Source organism: Nocardia sp. CY41, assembly GCF_009829325.1.
Taxonomy (GTDB): Bacteria; Actinomycetota; Actinomycetes; order Mycobacteriales; family Mycobacteriaceae; genus Nocardia.
On record NZ_VUOS01000033.1, the window covers coordinates 26,550 to 47,360 of the forward strand.

The 20,811-nt window shown below is 69.8% G+C and carries 18 protein-coding genes and 1 riboswitch; of the genes, 9 read left to right on the forward strand and 9 right to left on the reverse strand.

Annotation, left to right across the window (positions count from 1 at the left end; genetic code table 11):
- Positions 1–6: 6 nt before the first annotated feature.
- Entirely contained in the window at positions 7–699 is a 693-nt protein-coding gene (locus GVY64_RS31335) for an NUDIX hydrolase (protein WP_159849381.1), read from the reverse strand.
- 184 nt (positions 700–883) lie between these two features.
- On the opposite strand from GVY64_RS31335, the gene GVY64_RS31340 reads away from it, so the two are divergent.
- The 3 genes from GVY64_RS31340 (at position 884) to GVY64_RS31350 (ending at position 6,163) form a co-directional block, all read left to right on the forward strand.
- On the forward strand, positions 884–2,266 hold the full coding sequence (locus GVY64_RS31340; RefSeq protein WP_159849383.1) for a hypothetical protein: 1,383 nt from the start codon (positions 884–886) through the stop codon (positions 2,264–2,266).
- Positions 2,263–3,246, forward strand: a complete 984-nt coding sequence (locus tag GVY64_RS31345; protein WP_159849385.1) for a glutamate ABC transporter substrate-binding protein — start codon at positions 2,263–2,265, stop codon at positions 3,244–3,246. Before GVY64_RS31340 ends, GVY64_RS31345 begins: the two co-directional genes overlap by 4 nt.
- Before the next feature lie 673 nt (positions 3,247–3,919).
- Positions 3,920–6,163 (forward strand): serine/threonine-protein kinase, encoded by a 2,244-nt coding sequence (locus GVY64_RS31350; protein ID WP_159849474.1) that lies wholly within the window; start codon positions 3,920–3,922, stop codon positions 6,161–6,163.
- On the opposite strand, the gene GVY64_RS31355 is transcribed toward GVY64_RS31350, so the two are convergent.
- Together GVY64_RS31355 and pta are read right to left on the reverse strand one after the other, a co-directional pair.
- A complete protein-coding gene (locus GVY64_RS31355; protein WP_159849387.1) occupies positions 6,160–7,371 on the reverse strand; it encodes an acetate kinase in 1,212 nt (403 codons plus the stop codon). The genes GVY64_RS31350 and GVY64_RS31355 overlap by 4 nt on opposite strands.
- A gap of 102 nt (positions 7,372–7,473) precedes the next feature.
- Positions 7,474–9,546, reverse strand: coding sequence for a phosphate acetyltransferase (gene pta, locus GVY64_RS31360; RefSeq protein ID WP_159849389.1), 2,073 nt, complete (start codon positions 9,544–9,546; stop codon positions 7,474–7,476).
- 86 nt (positions 9,547–9,632) lie between these two features.
- On the opposite strand from pta, the gene GVY64_RS31365 reads away from it, so the two are divergent.
- The gene (locus GVY64_RS31365) at positions 9,633–10,139 is read left to right on the forward strand and encodes a nitroreductase family deazaflavin-dependent oxidoreductase (RefSeq protein WP_159849391.1); all 507 of its coding nucleotides are present in this window, start codon (positions 9,633–9,635) and stop codon (positions 10,137–10,139) included.
- Between the two features lie 69 nt (positions 10,140–10,208).
- On the opposite strand, the gene fgd is transcribed toward GVY64_RS31365, so the two are convergent.
- On the reverse strand, positions 10,209–11,219 hold the full coding sequence (gene fgd / locus GVY64_RS31370) for a glucose-6-phosphate dehydrogenase (coenzyme-F420) (protein ID WP_159849393.1): 1,011 nt from the start codon (positions 11,217–11,219) through the stop codon (positions 10,209–10,211).
- Between the two features lie 245 nt (positions 11,220–11,464).
- Between fgd and GVY64_RS31375 the strand changes: the two genes are divergently transcribed.
- Complete coding sequence (locus tag GVY64_RS31375; protein ID WP_442939656.1) at positions 11,465–12,223, forward strand: HAD-IIA family hydrolase; 759 nt, start codon at positions 11,465–11,467, stop codon at positions 12,221–12,223.
- Between the two features lie 275 nt (positions 12,224–12,498).
- Here the strand turns inward: GVY64_RS31375 and GVY64_RS31380 are convergent, their stop codons facing one another.
- Positions 12,499–12,948, reverse strand: coding sequence for a MarR family winged helix-turn-helix transcriptional regulator (locus tag GVY64_RS31380; protein ID WP_159849396.1), 450 nt, complete (start codon positions 12,946–12,948; stop codon positions 12,499–12,501).
- Positions 12,949–12,998: 50 nt separating this feature from the next.
- Positions 12,999–13,622, reverse strand: coding sequence for a type 1 glutamine amidotransferase family protein (locus GVY64_RS31385; RefSeq protein ID WP_159849476.1), 624 nt, complete (start codon positions 13,620–13,622; stop codon positions 12,999–13,001).
- Between the two features lie 95 nt (positions 13,623–13,717).
- Here GVY64_RS31385 and GVY64_RS31390 point away from each other — a divergent pair, with 95 nt between their 5' ends.
- Together GVY64_RS31390 and GVY64_RS31395 are read left to right on the forward strand one after the other, a co-directional pair.
- On the forward strand, positions 13,718–14,170 hold the full coding sequence (locus tag GVY64_RS31390; protein ID WP_159849398.1) for an RpiB/LacA/LacB family sugar-phosphate isomerase: 453 nt from the start codon (positions 13,718–13,720) through the stop codon (positions 14,168–14,170).
- Positions 14,171–14,278: 108 nt separating this feature from the next.
- On the forward strand, positions 14,279–15,799 hold the full coding sequence (locus GVY64_RS31395) for a serine/threonine-protein kinase (RefSeq protein WP_159849400.1): 1,521 nt from the start codon (positions 14,279–14,281) through the stop codon (positions 15,797–15,799).
- Between the two features lie 20 nt (positions 15,800–15,819).
- Here the strand turns inward: GVY64_RS31395 and GVY64_RS31400 are convergent, their stop codons facing one another.
- The 3 genes from GVY64_RS31400 to GVY64_RS31410 all read right to left on the reverse strand — a co-directional run bounded on the left by GVY64_RS31400 (position 15,820) and on the right by GVY64_RS31410 (position 18,082).
- Complete coding sequence (locus tag GVY64_RS31400) at positions 15,820–17,034, reverse strand: O-succinylhomoserine sulfhydrylase (protein ID WP_159849401.1); 1,215 nt, start codon at positions 17,032–17,034, stop codon at positions 15,820–15,822.
- On the reverse strand, positions 17,031–17,447 hold the full coding sequence (locus GVY64_RS31405; RefSeq protein WP_159849403.1) for a rhodanese-like domain-containing protein: 417 nt from the start codon (positions 17,445–17,447) through the stop codon (positions 17,031–17,033). The genes GVY64_RS31400 and GVY64_RS31405 overlap by 4 nt, the downstream gene beginning before the upstream one ends.
- Before the next feature lie 14 nt (positions 17,448–17,461).
- Positions 17,462–17,578: riboswitch (SAM riboswitch) on the reverse strand.
- 63 nt (positions 17,579–17,641) lie between these two features.
- Positions 17,642–18,082 carry an Rv0361 family membrane protein gene (locus GVY64_RS31410; protein WP_159849405.1) on the reverse strand — a complete coding sequence of 147 codons (441 nt, stop codon included), beginning with the start codon at positions 18,080–18,082 and terminating at the stop codon, positions 17,642–17,644.
- Between the two features lie 380 nt (positions 18,083–18,462).
- Between GVY64_RS31410 and GVY64_RS31415 the strand changes: the two genes are divergently transcribed.
- A complete protein-coding gene (locus GVY64_RS31415; RefSeq protein ID WP_159849407.1) occupies positions 18,463–19,848 on the forward strand; it encodes an FAD-dependent oxidoreductase in 1,386 nt (461 codons plus the stop codon).
- An 84-nt stretch (positions 19,849–19,932) separates the two neighbouring features.
- Positions 19,933–20,808 carry an amidohydrolase family protein gene (locus tag GVY64_RS31420; RefSeq protein WP_159849409.1) on the forward strand — a complete coding sequence of 292 codons (876 nt, stop codon included), beginning with the start codon at positions 19,933–19,935 and terminating at the stop codon, positions 20,806–20,808.
- Positions 20,809–20,811 lie beyond the last annotated feature (3 nt).

Here is a 20,811-nt window from a genome sequence, read left to right on the forward strand (position 1 = left end):
CCGTGGTCAGGAAAGCAGCTGCCCGCGGGTGAACGACAGCGCCGTCTCCACCGCCGTATTTCCGCTCGGTCCCGGCTCCGAGATCTGCGCACCCGGCTCGTCGACGATCCTGGCGTAGTCCCCCGGCCCGGCGGGATCCGAATGCAACCAGACGAAACCGAGGTCGGCGAGGTCGAGTGTGCGCGGCAGCGCGGCGGCGACGGCGTGGTCGTCACCGATCTCGGCCGGCAGCACCCGCGCGGGGGCGGCGCGCAGCGTGGGCCAGGACGCGGCGAAGCCCGGATGCAGCGGACGGGCCTCGACCTCGTCCTCGGGGACCCAGACCAACTCGACGCTCTCGCCGTTGCCGATGGTCGGGAGGGTCATCACCGCGTCGGCGACGACCGTGGTGTAGGTCCAGCCGCTCAGGGCCGACGCCGTCACCCGCTCGCCGCGCACCCGGACGTCGGCGGGATCGATGCCCGCCTCCTCCCACGCCTCGCGGACCGCCGCGTGCACGGGCGTCTCGTGACTGTCGCGCGCCCCGCCGGGCAAGGCCCAGGTCCCGCCTTGGTGACTCCACGGAGCGCGGTGTTGCAGCAGCACCGCCGAACCGCCTGCGGCCAGCGGAGCGCGCAGGAGAAGTCCGGCCGCGCCGAAGCGACCCCAGTGCCGCAGTCCGTCCGGGCCGCGCGACCAACCGTCACCGTCACCACGCATCTCGTACCATCCTCGTCCGGCTACGGCAGCACCCCACCGCCGTTGCCTCCCAACCGGGGGTGTTTCACACGCCGCGGCGTCCGTACGACCACAATAAACTCCGCACCAACACGCACGGGTCGATCGAATATTCGGTCCAACCGTCGAGAAATCCGCGTACGCGGCCCAAACTGGGGAGGTGGACATGGCTAGCTCCGAGCCGACGACGGCCGAACTCCGGCCATCGTCCGCGCCCGAGACCGCCGACGGGGACGAGCCGGGCGGGTTGAGCGTCGCGGTGGTGCGCGAACGTCTCGACCTGGCCAATCTGCGGTCGTTCGCCAATTCCTCACCCGGACGGCTGATCGCGCTCGGACTGCTGCTGATCGGGTTGTGCCTGGCCGCGGGCTCGATGACCGCGGCGACCGTCGGCGACCGGCAGCAGAGCCTGGACGTCTTGCTCTACGACACCGAGCCGGACGCGCATTCCGCCCACCGGCTCTACACTTCGCTGTCGATCGCCGACGCCGCGGCCAGCACCGCGTTCATCGCGGGCGGGCTCGAACCGCAGGCGGTGCGTGATCGCTACACACAGGCGCTGGGCGAAGCGGCCGCGGAATTGGTGACCCGATCCGACCGCGACGTCGGGCCGAACGCGGCGCTGGACCCGGATGCCCGGCTGCGCACGGGCATAGTCACCGGCCTGCCGGTGTACTCCGGTCTGGTGGAGACCGCACGCACGAACAATCGCAGCGGATATCCGGTGGGCGCGGCGTATTTGAGCGAGGCGTCCAATCAGATGCAGACGACGCTGCTACCGATGGCCGAAGAGCTGCACAATCATCGGTCGGCGGCGGTGGCCGACGCGCAGCGCAATCACGTGCGCCCGCCCTGGGCCGCGATCGGACTGCTGATCCTCACCCTCGGCGTGCTGGTCTGGGTCCAGCGGGATCTGGCGCAACGCTGGCGGCGCGTGCTCAATCCTGGCCTGCTGCTCGCCTCGGTGTCCATGCTGATCCTGCTGGCGTGGACGGTGATCGCGGGGTCGGTGTCGGCGACGTCCATGATCAGCGCCCGCGACGACGGCGCGGTGCCCTCCTCCCGCCTGACCGAGAGCCGGATCCTCGCCCAGCAGGCGCGCGCCGCGGAGACGTTGAAACTGGTGCGCCGGGACGCGACCGGCGACTACGACCGCACCTACGACGCGGACATCGAACGACTGGCCGATCTGATCGGCAACTATCCCTCCTCCGCTCCGGCGGCGGACGAGGTGCGCAACGCCGTTCCGGCCCTGGCACGCTGGCGGGTGGCGCATCAGCGCATGAACGACGCGCTGGCCAAGGGCGATTTCAACAGCGCGGCCGTGGTGGCGACCGGTCCCGGCTCCGCGGACGCCACCGTGCAGGTGGAGGCGCTGGATCGTTCGCTCGAGCAAGGCATCGCCGAGACCAGGGACACGCTGCGCAGCGAGATATCCCAGGCCGCACGGGTCCTGGACTTCCTGGGCGCGGGAGCGATGGTGCTCGGCATTCTGGCGGCAGGCTATGTCGGACTGGGCATATGGCCCCGGCTTCGGGAGTACCGATGAGATCAGCGCGCGGCATTCTGGTGGCCGCCCTCCTCGTGGTGGCGCTGACAAGCGGTTGTGCGAGCGATTCCAGCGCGCCGGTGTCGACGAAGACGCCGAAGTACACCGATCCCCCGTTTCCCGCCAGAGCGGTTCCGGTGCTCACCGATTCGCCCGTCCCGCCACCGCCCGGTGCACCGCGATGTGGCGACCCGACGGCCAGCCTGCGCCCGACCGGCGCGGGAGCGGGCGCGCGCGGACCCACGATCGATGCGATCCGGGCGCGCGGGCGGTTGCTCGTCGGCCTGGACACCGGCAGCAATCTGTTCAGCTACCGCGAGCCGGTCTCCGGCGCCATCGTCGGTTTCGACGCCGACATCGCCAGGGAGCTGGCCCGCGACCTGCTCGGCAGCCCGGATCTGATCGAGTTCCGCAGCCTGGGCTCCGCCGAGCGCGAGACGGCGTTGCAGAACCGCACCGTGGATTTGGTCGCCAAGACCATGACGATCACTTGCGAACGGCGTGAGAAGGTCGCGTTCTCCACCGTCTACCTGCACGCGAATCAGCGGGTGCTCGCGGTGAAGAACTCCGGCATCCGGAGCCTGGCCGATCTGGCGGGCCGCCGGGTGTGCATCGTCACCGGCACCACGTCGCTGGAACACATGCGCCGCGACCAGCCCGCCGCGACCATCCTCACCGTGCCCACCTGGGCCGATTGCCTGGTCGTCCTGCAACAGCGCCAGGTCGACGCGGTCAGCACCGACGACGCCATCCTGGCCGGGTTGGCCGCGCAGGACCCGTACACCGAGTTGGTCGGCAGCAGCATCAGCGAAGAGCCGTACGGCATCGGCATCACCAAGGGCAACGACGATCTCGTGCGTTTCGTCAACGGCACGCTGGAACGCATCCGCAACGACGGCACGTGGGTCGGGCTGTACCAGAAATACCTCACCGTCCTCGGTCCCGTTCCCGCCCCGCCCGCCCCTACCTATCAGGATTGACCGGCCGATGAGCACACGGCCCGCCCCCGAGCCCGACCCGGACGAGACCGCTCCGGGGCGGCCCGGCCCGGCCGAGGTGTTCGAGGGCGGATGCACCGGATCGGCCGGTCGCCATCCGGATGCGGCGGCGAAACCGCCGCGCGCTGGTCACACGGGCACACGGCACTCGGACAGCCACGCTCCAGCAGCAGGCCGACGGTCGGGCTCGATAGATCCGGAAACGACTGTCCCCGAGGACCTTCACCACACGGCACTCACCTCGGCCGACCGTACGGCTCCCTCGCTCGGCACGGTCGCCTGGACCCGCACCGAGGACACAGCCCCGCCGGGTGCGGCGCAGGCGGCGTGCGGCACCGCATCTGCGAACTCCGGCGAAGCAGCGGGCGGCACCGGCGAAGAACAGCCCACCGCACCGCCGCCCGGCACCCCGGTTGCCGGGCGAGAAACACCGCCCACGGAATCGGCGCAGACGGCGGCCGAGCCGGACTCGGACGCCACCCGCACGCAGGTCAACCATCCAGGCACACCATCAGGCACACCGGAACACACTGCCGCCGAACAAGACTCGGACGCCACCCGCACGCAGGTCAACCGCCCGGGCACGCCGTCGGGCACGGTCGCATGGACGCGCGCCTCCGGACCGGAGAAGCCACCGGCGCGCGCGGCGGAAGAAATCCCCGGCACGGAGAAGGCGCGCGAGCAGCCCCGGCCCGCGGCGGCGGAAGACGACGAAACGCGCCGAACCTCCTCCGGTCCCACGTCGTCCCCGCAGCGCACTTCCGGACGCAGCGTGCGCACCGCGCGAACCCGCCCGGCGGTGCGGCGGCTCGGCGCGGGGCTCGTGCCGATCCCCTCGGTGACGCCGGCGGATCCCCGCGACGCCGTGCTCGCCGACGCGGTGGTCTCCGAGGGCAGGCGATTCTGCTGGCGCTGTGGCAAACCCGTCGGCCGGGCGACGGCGACCCGTCCCGCGACCACGGCCGGCGCATGCGCGACGTGCGAGGCGCCGTTCGACTTCCGGCCCACGCTGCACGCGGGCGACATGGTGGCGGGGCAGTACGAGATCCAGGGATGCATCGCCCACGGCGGACTCGGCTGGATCTACCTGGCGATCGATCGCAACGTCAGCGACCGCTGGGTGGTGCTCAAGGGCCTGCTGCACGCCGGCGACGGCGAAGCGCAGGCGGTGGCCATGGCCGAACGCCAATTCCTGGCCGAGGTGGCGCATCCCAGCATCGTCAAGATCTACAACTTCGTCGAGCACACCGGTGCGGACGGCACACCCGTCGGCTACATCGTCATGGAGTACGTGGGCGGCCGTTCGCTGCGCGACATCCTCGACTCCTACGAGCGGCCGAAGCGCATGCCGGTCACCGAGGCGATCGCCTACCTGCTGGAGATCCTGCCCGCGCTGGAATACCTGCACTCGACCGGTTTGACCTACAACGACCTCAAGCCGGACAACGTCATGGTCACCGAGGACCAGGTGAAGCTGATCGACCTCGGCGCCGTCGCCGCCATCGAGGCATACGGGAACCTGTACGGCACGAGGGGATTCCAGGCGCCGGAGATCGCGCGCACCGGCCCGACCGTCGCCTCCGACATCTACACCGTGGGGCGCACGCTGGCCGTGCTCACCCTGCACATGCCCTCGGAGCACGGACGCTATCTCGACGGGCTCCCCGATCCTGCCGACGAGCCGGTGCTGGCGCGCTACGAGTCCTTCCATCGTCTGCTGCTGTGCGCCACCGACCTGGATCCGCACCGCCGCTTCCCCTCCGCGCGTGCGATGTCCGCCCAGATGTCGGGCGTGCTGCGGGAGATCCTCGCGCTGGAGACCGACACCGAGCATCCGCAGCTGTCCACCGTCTTCACGCCGCCGCGCGCCAGTTTCGGCACCGAGGAACTGATCAGCCAGACCGACGCCTACACCGACGGCCGCCCCCGCAGCAGCCTGCTGGACGCGCTCGAGGTGGTGGCGGGGCTGCCGATCCCGCTGCTCGACCCGGCCGATCCGTCGGCCCCGTTGCTCGCGGCCGCGGTGCATCCCGAGCCGTCCCACGCGCTGGAGGCGCTGCGCAACGCCCGCGAGCGAGCCGACGCCGATCCCGGCAACGCCCCGGAGACGCTCGATCTGGAACTAGCCCTCGCCGAGGCGCGCGTGCGACTCGATCTGCGGGAGTCGGCGACGGTGCTGGATCTGCTCGGGCGTCTGCCCGAACGAGAGTGGCGGGTGAGCTGGTATCGCGGCATGGCCGAATTGCTCGACCGGGAGTACGAGCGCGCCTTCTCCAATTTCGACGAGGTCTTCCGCATGCTCCCCGGCGAGCTCGCCCCGCAGCTCGCGCTGGCCGCCACCGCGGAACTCGTACTCCAGCACTGGGATTCGCCGGATCCGGAGCAATGGCGCGCTTACGCCGAGAAGGCCTACGAGACGGTCTGGCGTACCGACCGCACCGTGGTGAGCGCCGCCTTCGGGCTGGCCAGGCAGTTGGCCGCGGACGACCGGGTGGAGGAGGCCGTGCAGGCGCTGGACGCCGTGCCCGCGGCGTCACGGCATTTCACCACCGCGCGGATGACCGCTGTGCTGTTCCTGCTCACGGCCGCGCCGGTGGCCGACCTCGACGAGGCCACCCTGCACATCTCGGCATCGCGGGTGTCGAGTCTGCCCGCGGGCGAGAGCCGCGCGGTGCAGATGCGGGTGCTGGTGCTCGGCGCGGCCTTGGCGTGGCTCCAGTCGGGCAACAAGCCGAAGCGTCCCGATGCCACACTGTTCGGCGCGCCTTTCACCGAGCGCGAACTGCGTGCGGGCACCGAGGCGGGTCTGCGCTCCCTGGCGCGCGGAGCACCCGATCGCAAGCACCGCTACGCGCTCGTCGACTTGGCCAACGCGATCCGCGCGAAGACCTGGGTCTAGCCGAGCCGCTCGACTACCTGCCGGGCGGCACGCGCGATGGCCAGTTCCTCGTTGGTGGGCACCACGAGCACCGCGACCGGCGCACCGGGCGGCGAGATGCGGCGCGCGGCACGATTCTGCGCGGTGTTGGCCGCCGGATCGACTTCGATGCCGAAGCCGGTGAGGCCGGTCAGCGCGTCGGCGCGCACCTGCGGGCTGTTCTCGCCGACTCCGGCGGTGAAGGTGATCGCGTCGACCCCGCCGAGTTCGATCAGATAAGCCCCCAGATAGCGCCGTAGCCGATGGATGTACACGTCGTAGGCCAGCTGCGCGGCCTCGTCCCCGCTGTCGATGAGTCGCCGCAGTTCGCGGAAATCGTTCACGCCGGACAGGCCCTTGATGCCGGAATCGCGATTGAGCAGGGTGTCGATCCGGTCGATGTCCATGTGCGCGGACCGGGCCAGATGCGCGACGATGCCGGGATCCAGATCACCGGACCTGGTGCCCATCACCAGGCCTTCCAGCGGGGTGAGTCCCATGCTCGTGTCGACCGGCCGCCCGCCGCGGATGGCCGAGGCCGACGCGCCGTTGCCCAGATGGAAGACGATCTGGTTCAGCTCACCCGGGTCGCGCCCGAGCAGTTCGGCCGCACAACCGGACACGTACTCGTGCGACGTGCCGTGGAAGCCGTACTTCCGGATACCGTGCGCGGCGGCCACCTTGGCGTCGATGGCGTAGGTCTTCGCGGCGGCGGGCAGGCCGTGGAAGAACGCGGTGTCGAACACGGCGACCTGCGCAACGCCCGGCAACAGCGCCCGCGCGCTCTCGATCCCGGCGACGTTGGCCGGATTGTGCAGCGGCGCCAGCGCAGCGAGGTCGGAGATCGCGGCAACCACGTCGTCGTCGATCAGCGTGGGCCGGTAGAACACCTCGCCGCCGTGCACCACCCGGTGCCCGACCGCCCGCACGCCCTCGCGCACCAGGTCGTGGCCCGTCGCGGCGAACGTATCGAAGACCAGCCGCAGTCCGGCGGCGTGATCGGCGATCGGCTCCCGTCGCTCGGTGGTCTCGCCGTCGGCGCGGTGCTCGAGCCCGCCCTCGTCCTCGCCGATCCGCTCCACCATGCCGGAGGCCGCGACCACGCTCGAATCCGGGTCCAGGAGCTGATATTTGATCGACGAGGAACCGGAGTTGATCACCAGCACCATGCCCTCGGCCGTCTTGCTCATCGCGCCTCCTGTATCCCGCGGGCTCGCCGCACTCGCTCGGCAACCACGATCACGACGCGATTGTTCCGCGCCGCGACCGCGCCGCAGCGGTGTGCGCGCGCATCAGCTCTCCTGTGCCTGGATGGCGGTGATCGCCACGGTGTTGACGATGTCGGCCACCAGCGCGCCCCGCGACAGATCGTTGACCGGCTTGCGCAGCCCCTGCAGCACCGGGCCGATCGCGATCGCCCCCGCGCTGCGCTGCACCGCCTTGTAGGTGTTGTTGCCGGTATTGAGATCGGGAAACACGAACACCGTCGCGCGGCCCGCTACGTCGGAATCGGGCAGCTTGGCATCGGCGACGGTCGGTTCGATCGCGGCGTCGTATTGGATCGGCCCCTCCACCGGCAATTCCGGCGCGCGTTCCCGCGTCAGCTTGGTCGCCACCCGCACCTTGTCCACGTCGGCCCCGCTGCCCGAATCGCCGGTCGAATACGACAGCATCGCCACGCGGGGTTCGATGCCGAAGCGGTCGGCGGTCGCCGCGGAGGAGATCGCGATATCGGCCAGCTGCTGCGCCGTCGGATCCGGTACGACCGCGCAGTCGCCGTACGCGAGCACCCGGTCGGCCAAGCACATCAGGAACACGCTGGAGACCGTGGACACGCCTTCGACCGTCTTGATGATCTCCAGCGACGGCCGGATGGTGTGCGCCGTGGTGTGCGCCGCGCCGGAGACCATGCCGTCGGCGATCCCCTTGTACACCATCATGGTGCCGAAATACGAGATGTCCGCGACGGTCTCGCGGGCCCGCTCCAGCGTCATGCCCTTGTGCTTGCGCAGTTCGGCGTACTCGGCGGCGAACTCGTCCAGGTAGCCGGAGGTGCGTGGGTCGAGCACCTGCGCGGCGGAGATGTCCACCCCGAGTTCGGCGGCCCTGGCGCGCACCGTCGTCTCGTCGCCCAGGATGACCAGGTCGGCGATCTTGCGTTGCAGCACCCGTCCCGCCGCGCGCAGGATGCGGTCGTCGTCGCCCTCGGGCAGCACGATCCGCTTGCGATCGGCTCGCGCGCGTTCGATGAGCTGATATTCGAACATCTGCGGCGTGACCACCGGGCTGGGCGGAACGTCGATGCGCCGCAACAACTCGACGGCGTCAACGTGTTCTTCCATCAACGCCAGCGCGGTGTCCACCTTGCGCGGGTTGCCCGCGGACATGCGGCCGCGGGTGCGGTAAGCGGCGCCCGCGGTGTCGTAGGTGCCGAGCTCGGTGGTGAGGATCGGCAGCTTCGGCTTCAGGCCGGTCATCAGCCGCGCCACCGCGGGGTGCGGCAGCAGGCCGCCGTTCATGATGATGCCCGACAGCGACGGAAAGCCTTCCGCCTCATGCGCGTTGACGACGCTGAGCAGCACGTCCGAGCGATCACCCGGCGCGATCACCACGACGCCCTCCACCAGCCGTTCCAGGATGTGCTCGGCCGTCATGCCGCCGACCATGATCCGCAACGCCTCGCGGTGCAGCAGTTCCGGGTCGCCGCTGTACATTTCGCCGCCGATGGCGGCGCACAGCTCGGCCATGGTGGGCGCGATCAGCAACGGCACCTCGGGCAGCGTCCAGGAGGGGACCGCGAAGCGGGCCAGCGCCGCCGCGACCTCGTCCAGCCGCTGCGGGTCGCACCGATTGGCGACGATGGCGACCAGCTGCGCGTGCTCGTAAGCCAGCTCGGCCGCGCACAGTTCGGCCAGCTGCTCGACCTCGTCCGGGGTGCGTCCCGCGCCGCGGACCACCAGCAACACCGGTGCGCCCAAGTTGACCGCGATCCTGGCGTTGAAGCGCAGTTCGCTGGGGCTGGCCACGTCGGTGTAGTCGCTGCCGACCACGACCACCGCGTCACACAGCTTGGCGACCTCGTGGAAGCGCAGGACGATCTCGCTGATGGCCGCGTCCGGGTCGGCGTGCACTTGCTCGTAGGTGGTGCCGATCGCCTGCGCGTAGTCGATATCGGCCGTGCTGTGCTCGAGCAACAGTTCGAGGATGTAGTCGGGCTCGGTGGTCGAACGCGTGATCGGCCGGAACACCCCGACCCGCGCGGTCGTCGCGCACAGCATCTGCAATACCCCGAGAGCCACCGTCGACTTACCGGTGTCGCCCTCGGGAGAGGCGATGTACACGGCGGATGGAGCGTTGTCGGCCATGTCCGAGAGCTTAGTGAACCAGCGGCAACCGAGCCGCTCCGCGCGACGGTCGTCACCCCGGTCCCCCACGCCGCTATAGTCCGGACATGGCTGAGCATTTTCCGGATCGGCAGTGGGGTTCGCGCACCAATCTCTTCGCCCGCGCGGCCAGCAGATTCGCCGCGACCAAGCCCGGCTCCCGGCTCGTGCGCGCCCTCACCCCACTGGACCGCGCGGTGCTGGAGCGCACCGACGCCAAGTACACCGTGCTCGGCCCGATCGGCGCGCCGGTCATCCTGCTCACCACCGTCGGCCGCAAGTCCGGCCGACCGCGCACGCAGCCGCTGCTGTACGTGCACGACGGTGACACCCTCTACGTGATCGGCAGCAATTTCGGCCAGGCGCACCACCCTGCCTGGACCGCCAACCTCTTGGCGAACCCCACCGCGACGGTGGCCATCGCGGGCGAACGCATCCAGGTGACGGCAACCCCGGTCCAGGACTCCGACAAAGACGCCGTCTTCCAACGCTTCGTCGACATCACCGGCGCCTACGCCGCCTACCGCACCCGCACCACCCGCGATCTCCGCATCTTCGCCCTCCGCCGGGCATAGCCGCACGAGCGGCACACCATTGCGGCATCGGCCGAGAAGGCCCCTGGCGGGGTGTGCCACTCGTGGCGGTCAGGCGAGGGCGCGCAGGCGGGGGGCCAGGTCGCGCTGGAAGAGGTCGAGGAAGCGGCGCTGGTCGTGCCCGGGGGCGTGGAAGACGAGGTGGTTGAGGCCGGCGTCGAGGTAGGGCTTGATCTGTTCGACCGCCTGGTCGGGGTCGCCTGCGACGATCCAGCGCTTGGCGATCTGCTCGATGGGCAGCGCGTCGGCGGCGGCCTCCATCTCGATCGGGTCGGTGATGCTGTGCTTCTGCTCCGCGGTGAGCGAGAGCGGCGCCCAGAACCGGGTGTTCTCCCTGGCCAGCTCCGGATCGGTGTCGTAGGACAGCTTGATCTCGATCATCCGGTCGATGGTGTCGACGCTGCGCCCCGCTTTCGCCGCGCCCTCGGCGACGGCCGGCATCAACTTCTCGGTGTAGAGGTCCATGCCCTTGCCCGAGGTGCAGATGAAGCCGTCGCCCGCGCGTCCGGCGTATCGCGCGACCAGCGGGCCGCCCGCGGCGATGTAGATCGGGATGCCGCCCTTGGGCACGTCGTAGATGGAGGCGCCGACGGTCTTGTAGTACTCGCCGTCGTAGTCGACGCGGTCGCCGGTCCACAGGGCGCGCATCAGGTCGACCGCCTCCCGCAGGCGCGCGAAACGCTCCTTGAATTCCGGCCACTCGCCGGTGTATCCGGTGGCGATCTCGTTGAGCGCCTCACCGGTCCCGACGCCGAGCATGACGCGATCCGGGTACAGGCAGCCCATGGTGGCGAACGCCTGCGCGATCACCGCAGGGTTGTAGCGGAACGTCGGGGTGAGCACCGAAGTGCCGAGCTGGATGCGCTGGGTGCGCTCGCCCACCGCGGCCATCCAGGCCAGCGAGAAGGGCGCGTGCCCGCCCTTGTGCCGCCAGGGCTGGAAATGGTCGCTCACCGTGGCGCTGTCCAAGCCGTGTTCTTCGGCCAGCACCGCGATCTCGACGAGTTCACGGGGGCCGAACTGTTCCGCCGATGCCTTGTATCCGAGCTTGAGTCCGCTCATCTGCCACGCTCCTCGCGTTTTGTTTCGCCGCCATCGCGATCCGTCCTCGACAGTAGTCAACGCTGCCGCTTCCGCGCCGACGGCATGGCGCGGATGATCTACCCAGCGGAGAACGCCGCGCCGGGGGCGAAATGTTTCTCCGAAGAATGCCGCAGCCGGTCGGCGCCGTTTCCGTGGCGGAGCGATAGCGGATAATGGCCCGCGTGACCGCAGACGATGAGCCGATCCTGTCCTACTTGACCGATATGGACGGCGTGCTGGTGCACGAGGACCATCTCATCCCGGGCGCCGACAAGTTCCTCGCCGAACTGCGCGCCAACGAAACGCCGTTCCTGGTGCTGACGAACAACTCGATCCGCACTCCGCGGGATCTGCAGGCACGATTGCGGCACACCGGGCTCGACATCCCGGAAGAGGCGATCTGGACCTCGGCCCTGGCCACCGCCACCTTCCTGAACGAACAGCGCCCCAACGGCACCGCCTACGTGGTGGGCGAATCCGGGCTCACCACCGCGCTGCACGAGATCGGCTACGTGCTGACCGACAGCGATCCGGACTACGTCGTCCTCGGCGAGACCCGCACATACTCCTTCGAAGCGATCACCACCGCGATCCGGCTGGTCGAGCGGGGCGCTCGTTTCATCGCGACCAACCCCGACCCGACCGGGCCGTCCCGCGAGGGTTCGCTGCCCGCCACCGGGTCGGTGGCCGCACTGATCACCCGCGCCACCGGACGCGACCCGTACTACGTCGGCAAGCCCAATCCGCTGATGATGCGCTCCGCACTGCGTCGCATCGGCGCGCATTCCCAGTCGACGGTGATGATCGGCGACCGGATGGACACCGATGTGATCTCGGGCTTGGAGGCGGGCATGCGCACCATCTTGGTCACCTCGGGTATCTCCACCCGCGCGTCGTTCGAGGCCTTCCCCTACCGCCCCACGATGGTGGTGGACTCCGTCGCCGACCTGATCGGAAAGACCAAGTCCCCGTTCACCGACTGAGCGGGTCGCCCGGCCGACACGGCTACCGGCGAGAGCATCGCACGCCGCCCACCACCGCGTGCGACGAGATCCGCCGACTTGCCGCCTGGATACCCACTACACCGACCAGCGGGGTCTCGGAAGTCGCCCAGCGCCGCCGGACAGACGCCATCCGCGGCAACCCTTGTCGAGCGGACGGCGAGCCGGGCTCGAACGGCCTTCCGTGCCCCGGCCCGCGATGCCACACGAAACGGCGATGTGCGCTGCCGTCGCACGCGATTCGCCGGTTGCCGCGGCTAGGTACCGTCCGCGGTGATCGCCTCGATCGCGGAGGACAGCGCGGTGAGCGCCTCGACCGCGCGCGCGAGCTGCTCCCGGCCGAGCTCGTCCACGAGCCGTTCGGCCGTCACCTTGTGTTGCGGATTGATGCGGCCCACCGCGGCCAAGCCCGCGTCGGTGATGGCGACGAGTTTCGCGCGCCGGTGCGCGGGATTCGGACGGTATTCGGCGAGTCCCTTGTCCACCAGCAGATCCGCGATGCGCTGGACACTCTGCCGGGTGATGCCCATTTCGCGGGCGATGCCCGCGACGGGCAGCGGCGCGCGCGTCACCGCACCCAGCACCTGCCACCACGCGGCGGTCAGGCCCGCCGGGCGCGCCAGATCCTCGGCCACCGCGAGGAATTGGCCGTTCAAACGGAACGAGGTGATCGCCGCCGCGGCGAACAGTTCCTGTTCAGGGGTCATGCGTCGCCTCCCGCTGCCGGTGATCCGGCCGGATCACCGGCGATTATCGCTCACGCGTGCTGCGCGTCGTACTCCGCGAGCACCGCCCAGCCGGCCGGATCGGCGTGTGCGAACAATCGATACCAGCCGTCCAGCACGTGCGGCTCGTACACGCCCAGCCTGCCGAGCACCTCGCGCGCGAATTCGAACGGCGCGCTCGCGCTTGCGGTGATCACGTCACCGTCGGTGACCGCGGGCGCCTCGACGTAGTGGTCCGCGCCCGAATATCCGCTGTAGACGAGGAATTCCGCGACGTTGCTGGTGTGCTTGCGGGTGTCGAGCAGACCCGCCTTGGCCAGCCCGAACGTCGCGCCGCAGATCGCGGCGACCGGAACGCCCGCGCCGACGAATTCGCACGCCTTGCGCGCGAACGGATCCAGCTCCGGCCCTTCCCAGGTCTGCGCGCCCGGCAGGATCAGCATCGCGCTGTCCGCGGGCGTGAGGTCGGCGAGCGCGACGTCCGGCACGATGCGCAGCCCACCCATCGTGGTGATCGGCTCCGCGGTCGGGCCGACCGTCCGGACCCGCCACGTTCCCGGCTCTCGATGCCAGCTTGGCTTGTTGATGTGCGCGGTGGCCGCGCCCACCTCCCAGTCGGCGAGCGTGTCGTAAACGGCCATGTGCACTGTCTTCATTGCCATGACAGTATGCTGTCATATTTGACAGCATACTGTCAATAGCCATGGCCGAAGGCGAACCGATACGACGGACCGGCAACTACGCTGAGGGCATGCGGATTTCGGTGGCGGCGGACGAGCGGGTGGGGGTAGCCGCGGAACTGGTCGACGAACTCGGCAAGCGCGGGCACGAGATCGTGCCGCACGGGGCGCTGTCCGACGAGGAGCGCGACGACTGGGCGTGGGCCAGCGAGGCGGCGGCCCGCGACGTCGCTTCCGGCCACGCCGACCAAGCCGTCGTCTGCTGCTGGACCGGCACGGGCGCCTCGATCGCGGCCAACAAAGTCGCCGGCGTCCGCGCCGCACTCTGCGCCGACGCCTCGACCGCGGCGGGTGCCCGCACCTGGAACGACGCGAACGTCCTCGCCCTGAGCCTGCGCTCCACCTCCAGCGCCGAACTCCGGGAGATCCTCGACGCCTGGTTCACCACCGACCCGAGTTCGTCCCCCGATGACCAGGCCAACATCGCCCATCTCGCCGACATCGAACGCGCCGCCGATGCCTGACGACGAACACTGCCGTCTTCGCCCGGCACCCGGCGGCACCGCCGAGCTCCGGTGAGCGACGACCGCCCGCCCACACTCTCGACGCGACCCAGGCGATACGGTCGAGACATGTCCGCGCAGAGCGCCGGTGGCGCGTTCGGGAACTATTCCCTGGAACGCTTGCTGGGTCGTGGCGGCATGGGTGAGGTGTGGTTGGCACACGACCACGACGGCCGTGCCGTCGCCCTCAAGGTGCTGTCGGCGGCGTTCACCGCCGATTCGCTCTACCGGCAGCGGTTCGAGCGGGAAGCGCGCGCGGGTACCCGGGCGCGCAACCCGCACATCGTGCCCATTCACGCGTTCGGCGAGGTGGACGGTCATCTGTACTTGGAGATGGCCTACATCGAGGGCATCGACCTCGGCACCCGATTGAAATCCGGCCCCCTTCCACCGAACCGGGCCGTCGACGTCATCGCCCAGGCCGCCGAGGCGCTGGATGCCGCACATGCGGCCGGACTCGTGCACCGCGATGTGAAGCCGGGCAACATACTCCTGCACACCAGTGGTTTCGTGTACCTGATCGACTTCGGCATCGCCCGCGCCGCCGACGGCACCGCGCTCACCGCGACCGGACTGGTGGTGGGCACGCTGGGGTACATGGCGCCGGAGCGATTCACCGGCACGGCCGATGCGCGTTCCGATGTCTACTCACTGGCCTGCGTCCTGTACGAAACCCTCACCGGACAACCGCCCTATGGTGCGGGCGACCCCGCGCAGCAGATGCGCGCACACCTGATGAGCGAACCACCGCGCGCCTCGCGGGCCGTCGGCGGTGTCCCGGCCGCGCTCGACGACGTCATCGCCCGGGGAATGGCGAAAGAGCCGGACGCACGCTACGGCAGCGCGGGTGATTTCGCCGCGGCGGCGTCGGCAGCCCTGAACCGGTCCGCGCCCGCGCCTCCGAGTTCGCCTGCCGTGCGCTCCACGACAGCGACCGGCCGACCGGCCACCCGGATCATGCCCGCCGACACCTCGGCACAGCCGACGCCCGGGGACTGGTCACCCGCGCCGGGGCCGCGCGATCGTCGGCGGAAGAGCCGATGGATACCCCTCGCCGCCGGGGCGGTGCTCGCCGCCGCAGGGGCGCTGTGGCTGCTGGGCGGCGGCATCGACATCGGGTCCGCACCTGTCGCCGGTCCGACGACGCCCGAAGCCGCCACACCGCCCGACCCGTCGCTGCCCTCGACCGGCGGGCAACCCGCCGATCCGGGGCCCGCCGTGCGCGACGGAAATTTCGCTTTCACGGTGACCGGCGCGGCGACCGCGGACGGTTCCCGCACCACCGTGACGCTGACCGTCACCAACGTGTCCGACCAGGAACAAACCCTGGTCATCTCGGATCAACGGTTGGTCACCACCGGCGGCCGCTCCGTTCCGCCCGACGCGGCGGGCACCGCCGAACTTAATCCGTCCGGCGACGATTTCGCGCGAATCGCTCCCGGCCGCGTCGGCACGATCCGGCTGGCCTTCGACCTGCCGGGCAACAAGAACAAGAACGGCAAGAAGAACGACAAGAAAGACGAGGCGGCCAGCCACGTGGTCCTGCACGGCGCCCCGTCGTCGCCCGGCGTCACCCTGCCGGTCCGCTGACCGATCGTGCGACGTTCCGGTCAGGAAAGGGCGTGGTCGAGGTCGTCGAGCAGGTCTTCGACGTCTTCGAGGCCCACCGAGATGCGCACGACGCCGTCGGTCAGGCCGATGGTGGCCCGGCCTTCGGGGCCCATGGCGCGGTGTGTCGTGGTGGCGGGATGCGTGATCAGGGACTTGGCGTCGCCGAGGTTGTTGGAGATGTCGACGATGCGCAGCCGGTTGAGCACCTCGAAAGCGCGCTTCTTCGCCTGGTCTTCGGGCGCGTTCAATTCGAAGGTGACCACGGTGCCGCCTCCGCTCATCTGGCCGGTGGCCAGCGCGTGCTGCGGATGTGATTCCAGGAACGGGTAGCGCACCCAGCTCACGGCCGGGTTGCTCTCCAGGAAGCGGGCGATGCGCAAGGCGGACTCGGTCGAATGGCGGACCCGCAGCGGCATCGTCTCCAGGCCCTTGAGCAGCGTCCACGCGTTGAACGGGCTCAGCGCCGGGCCGGTGTGGCGCATGAGCGTTTTCACCGGGCCGTCGATGTAGTCCGCGGCGCCGAGGATCGCGCCGCCGAGCACCCGGCCCTGGCCATCGATGTGCTTGGTGCCCGAGTAGACCACCACGTCGGCGCCGAGCTCGAAGCCGCGTTGCAGCAGCGGAGTGGCGAACACGTTGTCCAGCACGACTTTCGCGCCCGCCGCGTGCGCCAGCTCGGTCACCCGGCGCACGTCGACCAAGGTTTGCATCGGGTTGGCGGGCGTCTCGAAGAACACCGCCTGGGTGGGCACCGACAGCGCCCGCTCCCACTGGTCGAGGTCCTCGCCGTCGACGAAGACGGTCTCCACGCCCCAGCGCGGCAGGATCTCGTTGCACACCACGAAGCACGAACCGAACAGGCTGCGCGCGGCGACGAGCCGGTCGCCCGCGCCCAGCAACGCGCCCAGCGCGGTGAACACCGCGGACATGCCGCTGGCGGCCGCGAAGCACGCCTCGGCGCCGTCGAGCAGGCGCATCCGCTCCTCGAACATGGCCACCGTCGGGTTGCCGTAGCGGGAGTAGACGAAGTGTTCGACCTCGCCGGTGAACGCGGCCTCGGCGGCCTCGGCGCTCTCGTAGACGAAGCCGGAGGTCAGATAGAGCGCCTCGGCGGTCTCCTCGAAACCGGAGCGCCGCAGCCCGCCGCGCACGCCGAGCGTCGCGGGACCGACGCCGTCGGGCAGCGGCTTGTCGAACGCGCCGCCGGTGATCACGACTGCCGCCAGGGCAGTCCGAGCGCACGCCAGCCCGCGCCGCCCCGATGCCCGAATTCGTCCAGCGGACCCTCGAAGCCCTCGAGCACGTTGTAGGAGGTGCGGTAACCCGCCGAGGTGGCGGTGATCGCCGCGCCCACGGAACGCTGACCGGAGCGACAGAGGAAGACGACGGGAGCGTCGGGGTCGTGACCATCGAGCGCCTGCTTCAACTGCTCGACGAACGCCTCGTTGCGCGCACCGGTGGAATCGACCCATTCGATCAGCACGGTCGGCCGGTCGATCGAGCTCGTGTCGGGGACGCCGACGAACTTCCATTCCGCTTCCGTCCGCACGTCCACCAGGACGGCTTCGGGATTGTCGCGCAGCAGCTCCCACGCCTGCTGCGGAGTGATGTCACCGGCATAACTCATGTGCACCTCCTGCGAATCCGCACTTGCCGCGCCCGGGACCGGGGCGCCGCCAGGTCGTCACCCGGAGCACCCCACCGCGGAGGAGGGTTGCCGACCAGCAATGCCGGGGCTTGACACTGGTTCTCATGACCTTCGACTGAGATTGCACCGACCCGGGTCACCCTGTCAAACGGTGGCCGGTACCGTGCGAGCGCTCAGGTGCAGACCAGCCACTTGTCGCCCGACCTGGTGAGATTCCAGGTCGACGTCGCCTCCCGGCCGCCCACCGTCGTGGTCACGGTCGCCTTCCCGCGGTCGCCGTCCACCATGGGGTTGTCGATTTTCGTGATCTCGACCGGCTTTCCGGTGCCGTCCTGGCCCGCCAGCGGCGAGCGGCTCGCGTCGAAATCCCGGCACGCGGTGCCGGGCGGCGGCACGGCGTCGCTGCGGTTGGCGCCGTCGACGAAGTTGCGCACGGCCGCCGCGATGCGGTCGGACTCTGTGACATTTTTCTCAGCGGGCGACAGCACACCGCCGAGCACGATCGCGATCAGCACGATGGCCGCCACCACGGCGGCCGCCACGAACGGGACCACCGAGCGCTTGTCGGTCTGATCGACGCGGACGATCTCGTCCTCCGGCTGCTGTTCGGTCATGACTCGATGATCCCTGGTCGGCGCCGGTATCCAGCGCTCGGCCCCTGGCTGCGACCGCGACGGCGGGAGCAGGCGAATCTGGTCGGCCGCGATAGGTCGCACCCGAGCGGGTAAGCCACGATTGTGGCTTTCGATGGCATCCGCCGAGTTCACGCACCGACGCGGGACGGCATAGACCATCCCGATAGAATCGCGGGACGGCGGCCTGCTGTCATAGCGAATCGGCAGCTCTTCGCCGCGGCGAACGGAGCACCGTGCAGCTACGAGCCGGCATCGCCGACGTCCGCACCGGACGGGTGCGAGAGAGCCGGTGCGTCAACTTAGCCTAAGCTAAGCCTGACGTCCTTAATTGTTTCGACCATAAAGGTGCGCGTAAAGAGATGACCGAACAGAGTGCAGCCCGCCCGCTCCGCATCGCGATCGTGGGCGCCGGACCGGCCGGGATCTACGCCGCCGACGCGTTGATGAAGTCGGACGCCGATGTGAGCATCGACCTGTTCGAGCGCATGCCCGCCCCGTTCGGGCTGATCCGCTACGGCGTCGCGCCCGACCATCCGCGCATCAAGGGCATCATCACCGCCTTGCACAAGGTGCTGGACAAGCCGCAGGTCCGCCTGCTCGGCAACATCGACTACGGCACCGACATCACCCTCGACGACCTGCGGGCGTTCTACGACGCGGTGATCTTCTCCACCGGCGCCAACGCCGACCGCGCCCTGCCCATCCCCGGCATCGATCTGGAGGGCTCCTTCGGCGCCGCCGACTTCGTCTCCTGGTACGACGGCCACCCCGACGTCCCCCGCACCTGGCCGCTGGACGCGGAGAAGGTCGCCGTGCTCGGCGTCGGCAACGTCGCCCTCGACGTCGCGCGCGTGCTGGCGAAGACCGGCGACGAACTGCTGCCCACGGAGATCCCGCCGAACGTCTACAAGGGCCTGAAGGCCAACAAGGCCGTCGAGGTCCACGTCTTCGGCCGCCGCGGACCCGCGCAGGCCAAGTTCACTCCCCTGGAACTGCGTGAACTCGACCACTCGCCCACCATCGAGGTCATCGTCGATCCCGAGGACATCGACTACGACGAGGGCTCCGAAGCCGCGCGGCGCCATTCCAAGCAGGTCGACATGGTCGCCAACACGCTCGAGCAGTGGGCCATCCGCGACGTCGGCGACCGGCCGCACAAGCTGTTCCTGCACTTCTTCGAGTCCCCCGCCGAGGTGCTCGGCGAGAACGGCAAGGTCGTCGGCCTGCGCACCGAGCGCACCCAGCTCGACGGCACCGGCAACGTCAAGGGCACCGGCGTGTTCAAGGACTGGGACGTGCAGGCGGTGTACCGCGCCGTCGGTTACCTGTCGCAGAACCTGACCAACCTGCCGTTCGACGACCAGGCGGGCACCGTGCCCAACGAGGCGGGCCGCGTGATCGCCGACGAGAACGCCGACGGCGCCGCCCGTTACCTGCCCGCCACCTACGTCACCGGCTGGATCAAGCGCGGCCCGGTCGGCCTGATCGGCCACACCAAGGGCGACGCCAACGAGACCATCGCCTGCCTGCTGGACGACGCTCCGGGCTTCACCCCGGCCGAACGTCCCGAACCCGAGGCCGTCACGGAGTTCCTGGAAAGCAAGGGCATCCCGTTCACCACCTGGGCCGGCTGGTACCGCCTCGACGCGCACGAGCGCTCCCTCGGCGAACCCGAAGGACGCGAGCGCGTCAAGGTCGTCGAGCGCGAGGACATGCTGCGCGCGAGCGAACCGCACAAGGTCTGATCACACCGCAGCGCCAGATTCCGCTGCCATCGCCACACCCTCGGTGTGGCAGCGGAAAATTCGACCCTGAGGCATTCTGTACAAGTGTTCGATGCCCACCTGCACATCTTCGACCCGCGGTTTCCGCTGGCCGAGAACGAGGGCTACCTGCCCGACCCGTTCACCATCGCCGATTACCGCAAGCGCATGTCGCGGTACGACGTCGCCGGCGGCGCGGTGGTCAGCGGGTCGTTCCAGGGAACGGACCAGAGCTACTTGAAGGCCGCGCTCGCCGAACTCGGCGAGGGCTGGGTCGGCGTCACCCGGCTCGACCTGGACGCCACCGACGAGGAGATCCTCGAACTCGACCGCATCGGCGTCCGCGCGCTGCGGTTCAACCTCAAACGGGCGGCCACCGACATCACCGGGATGACGTTGCAGGCGCTGCGCGCGTACGACCTGGCGGGCTGGCACGTCGAGGTCTACATCGACGGCACGATGCTGGCGTCGCTGCAACCGGTCATCTCCAAGCTGCCCGCGCTGTCGGTCGACCACCTGGGCATGTCCGAGGAAGGGTTGCCGTTCCTGCTCGACCTCGTCGACCGCGGAGCCAAGGTCAAGGCGACCGGTTTCGGCCGGGTCGCGATGAACGTCGCCGACACGCTGCGCCGCATCCACGCGGTGAACCCCGAAGCTCTCATGTTCGGCACCGATCTGCCCGGCACCCGCGCCGGACGCCCGTTCCGGGACTCGGACGTCGATCTGCTCTGTGACGTGGTGGGCACCGACATGCATGCGGTGCTGGAGGACAACGCGCGCGCGTTCTACCGGCTGCCCGCCCGCGAACGCGTCGTCCGCGACGATCCGGCCCCCACCCTGCCGCTGTATCGCCCGGAACCGCCGACGCTGCGGCTGCGCCGCGACGAATTGCCGGAAAGCCAGGCGGGTGACACGATTCCGTTCCCCGCCATCGAGCGGTAGCAG

Coding starts and splice junctions, on each gene's coding strand:
- GVY64_RS31335 (WP_159849381.1), bottom strand. CDS start 699: ATGCGTGGTGACGGTGACGGTTGGTCGCGCGGCCCGGACGGACTGCGG.
- GVY64_RS31345 (WP_159849385.1), top strand. CDS start 2,263: ATGAGATCAGCGCGCGGCATTCTGGTGGCCGCCCTCCTCGTGGTGGCG.
- GVY64_RS31340 (WP_159849383.1), top strand. CDS start 884: ATGGCTAGCTCCGAGCCGACGACGGCCGAACTCCGGCCATCGTCCGCG.
- GVY64_RS31390 (WP_159849398.1), top strand. CDS start 13,718: ATGCGGATTTCGGTGGCGGCGGACGAGCGGGTGGGGGTAGCCGCGGAA.
- pta (WP_159849389.1), bottom strand. CDS start 9,546: ATGGCCGACAACGCTCCATCCGCCGTGTACATCGCCTCTCCCGAGGGC.
- fgd (WP_159849393.1), bottom strand. CDS start 11,219: ATGAGCGGACTCAAGCTCGGATACAAGGCATCGGCGGAACAGTTCGGC.
- GVY64_RS31385 (WP_159849476.1), bottom strand. CDS start 13,622: ATGAAGACAGTGCACATGGCCGTTTACGACACGCTCGCCGACTGGGAG.
- GVY64_RS31415 (WP_159849407.1), top strand. CDS start 18,463: ATGACCGAACAGAGTGCAGCCCGCCCGCTCCGCATCGCGATCGTGGGC.
- GVY64_RS31405 (WP_159849403.1), bottom strand. CDS start 17,447: ATGAGTTATGCCGGTGACATCACTCCGCAGCAGGCGTGGGAGCTGCTG.
- GVY64_RS31410 (WP_159849405.1), bottom strand. CDS start 18,082: ATGACCGAACAGCAGCCGGAGGACGAGATCGTCCGCGTCGATCAGACC.
- GVY64_RS31380 (WP_159849396.1), bottom strand. CDS start 12,948: ATGACCCCTGAACAGGAACTGTTCGCCGCGGCGGCGATCACCTCGTTC.
- GVY64_RS31375 (WP_442939656.1), top strand. CDS start 11,465: ATGGACGGCGTGCTGGTGCACGAGGACCATCTCATCCCGGGCGCCGAC.
- GVY64_RS31355 (WP_159849387.1), bottom strand. CDS start 7,371: ATGAGCAAGACGGCCGAGGGCATGGTGCTGGTGATCAACTCCGGTTCC.
- GVY64_RS31395 (WP_159849400.1), top strand. CDS start 14,279: ATGTCCGCGCAGAGCGCCGGTGGCGCGTTCGGGAACTATTCCCTGGAA.
- GVY64_RS31365 (WP_159849391.1), top strand. CDS start 9,633: ATGGCTGAGCATTTTCCGGATCGGCAGTGGGGTTCGCGCACCAATCTC.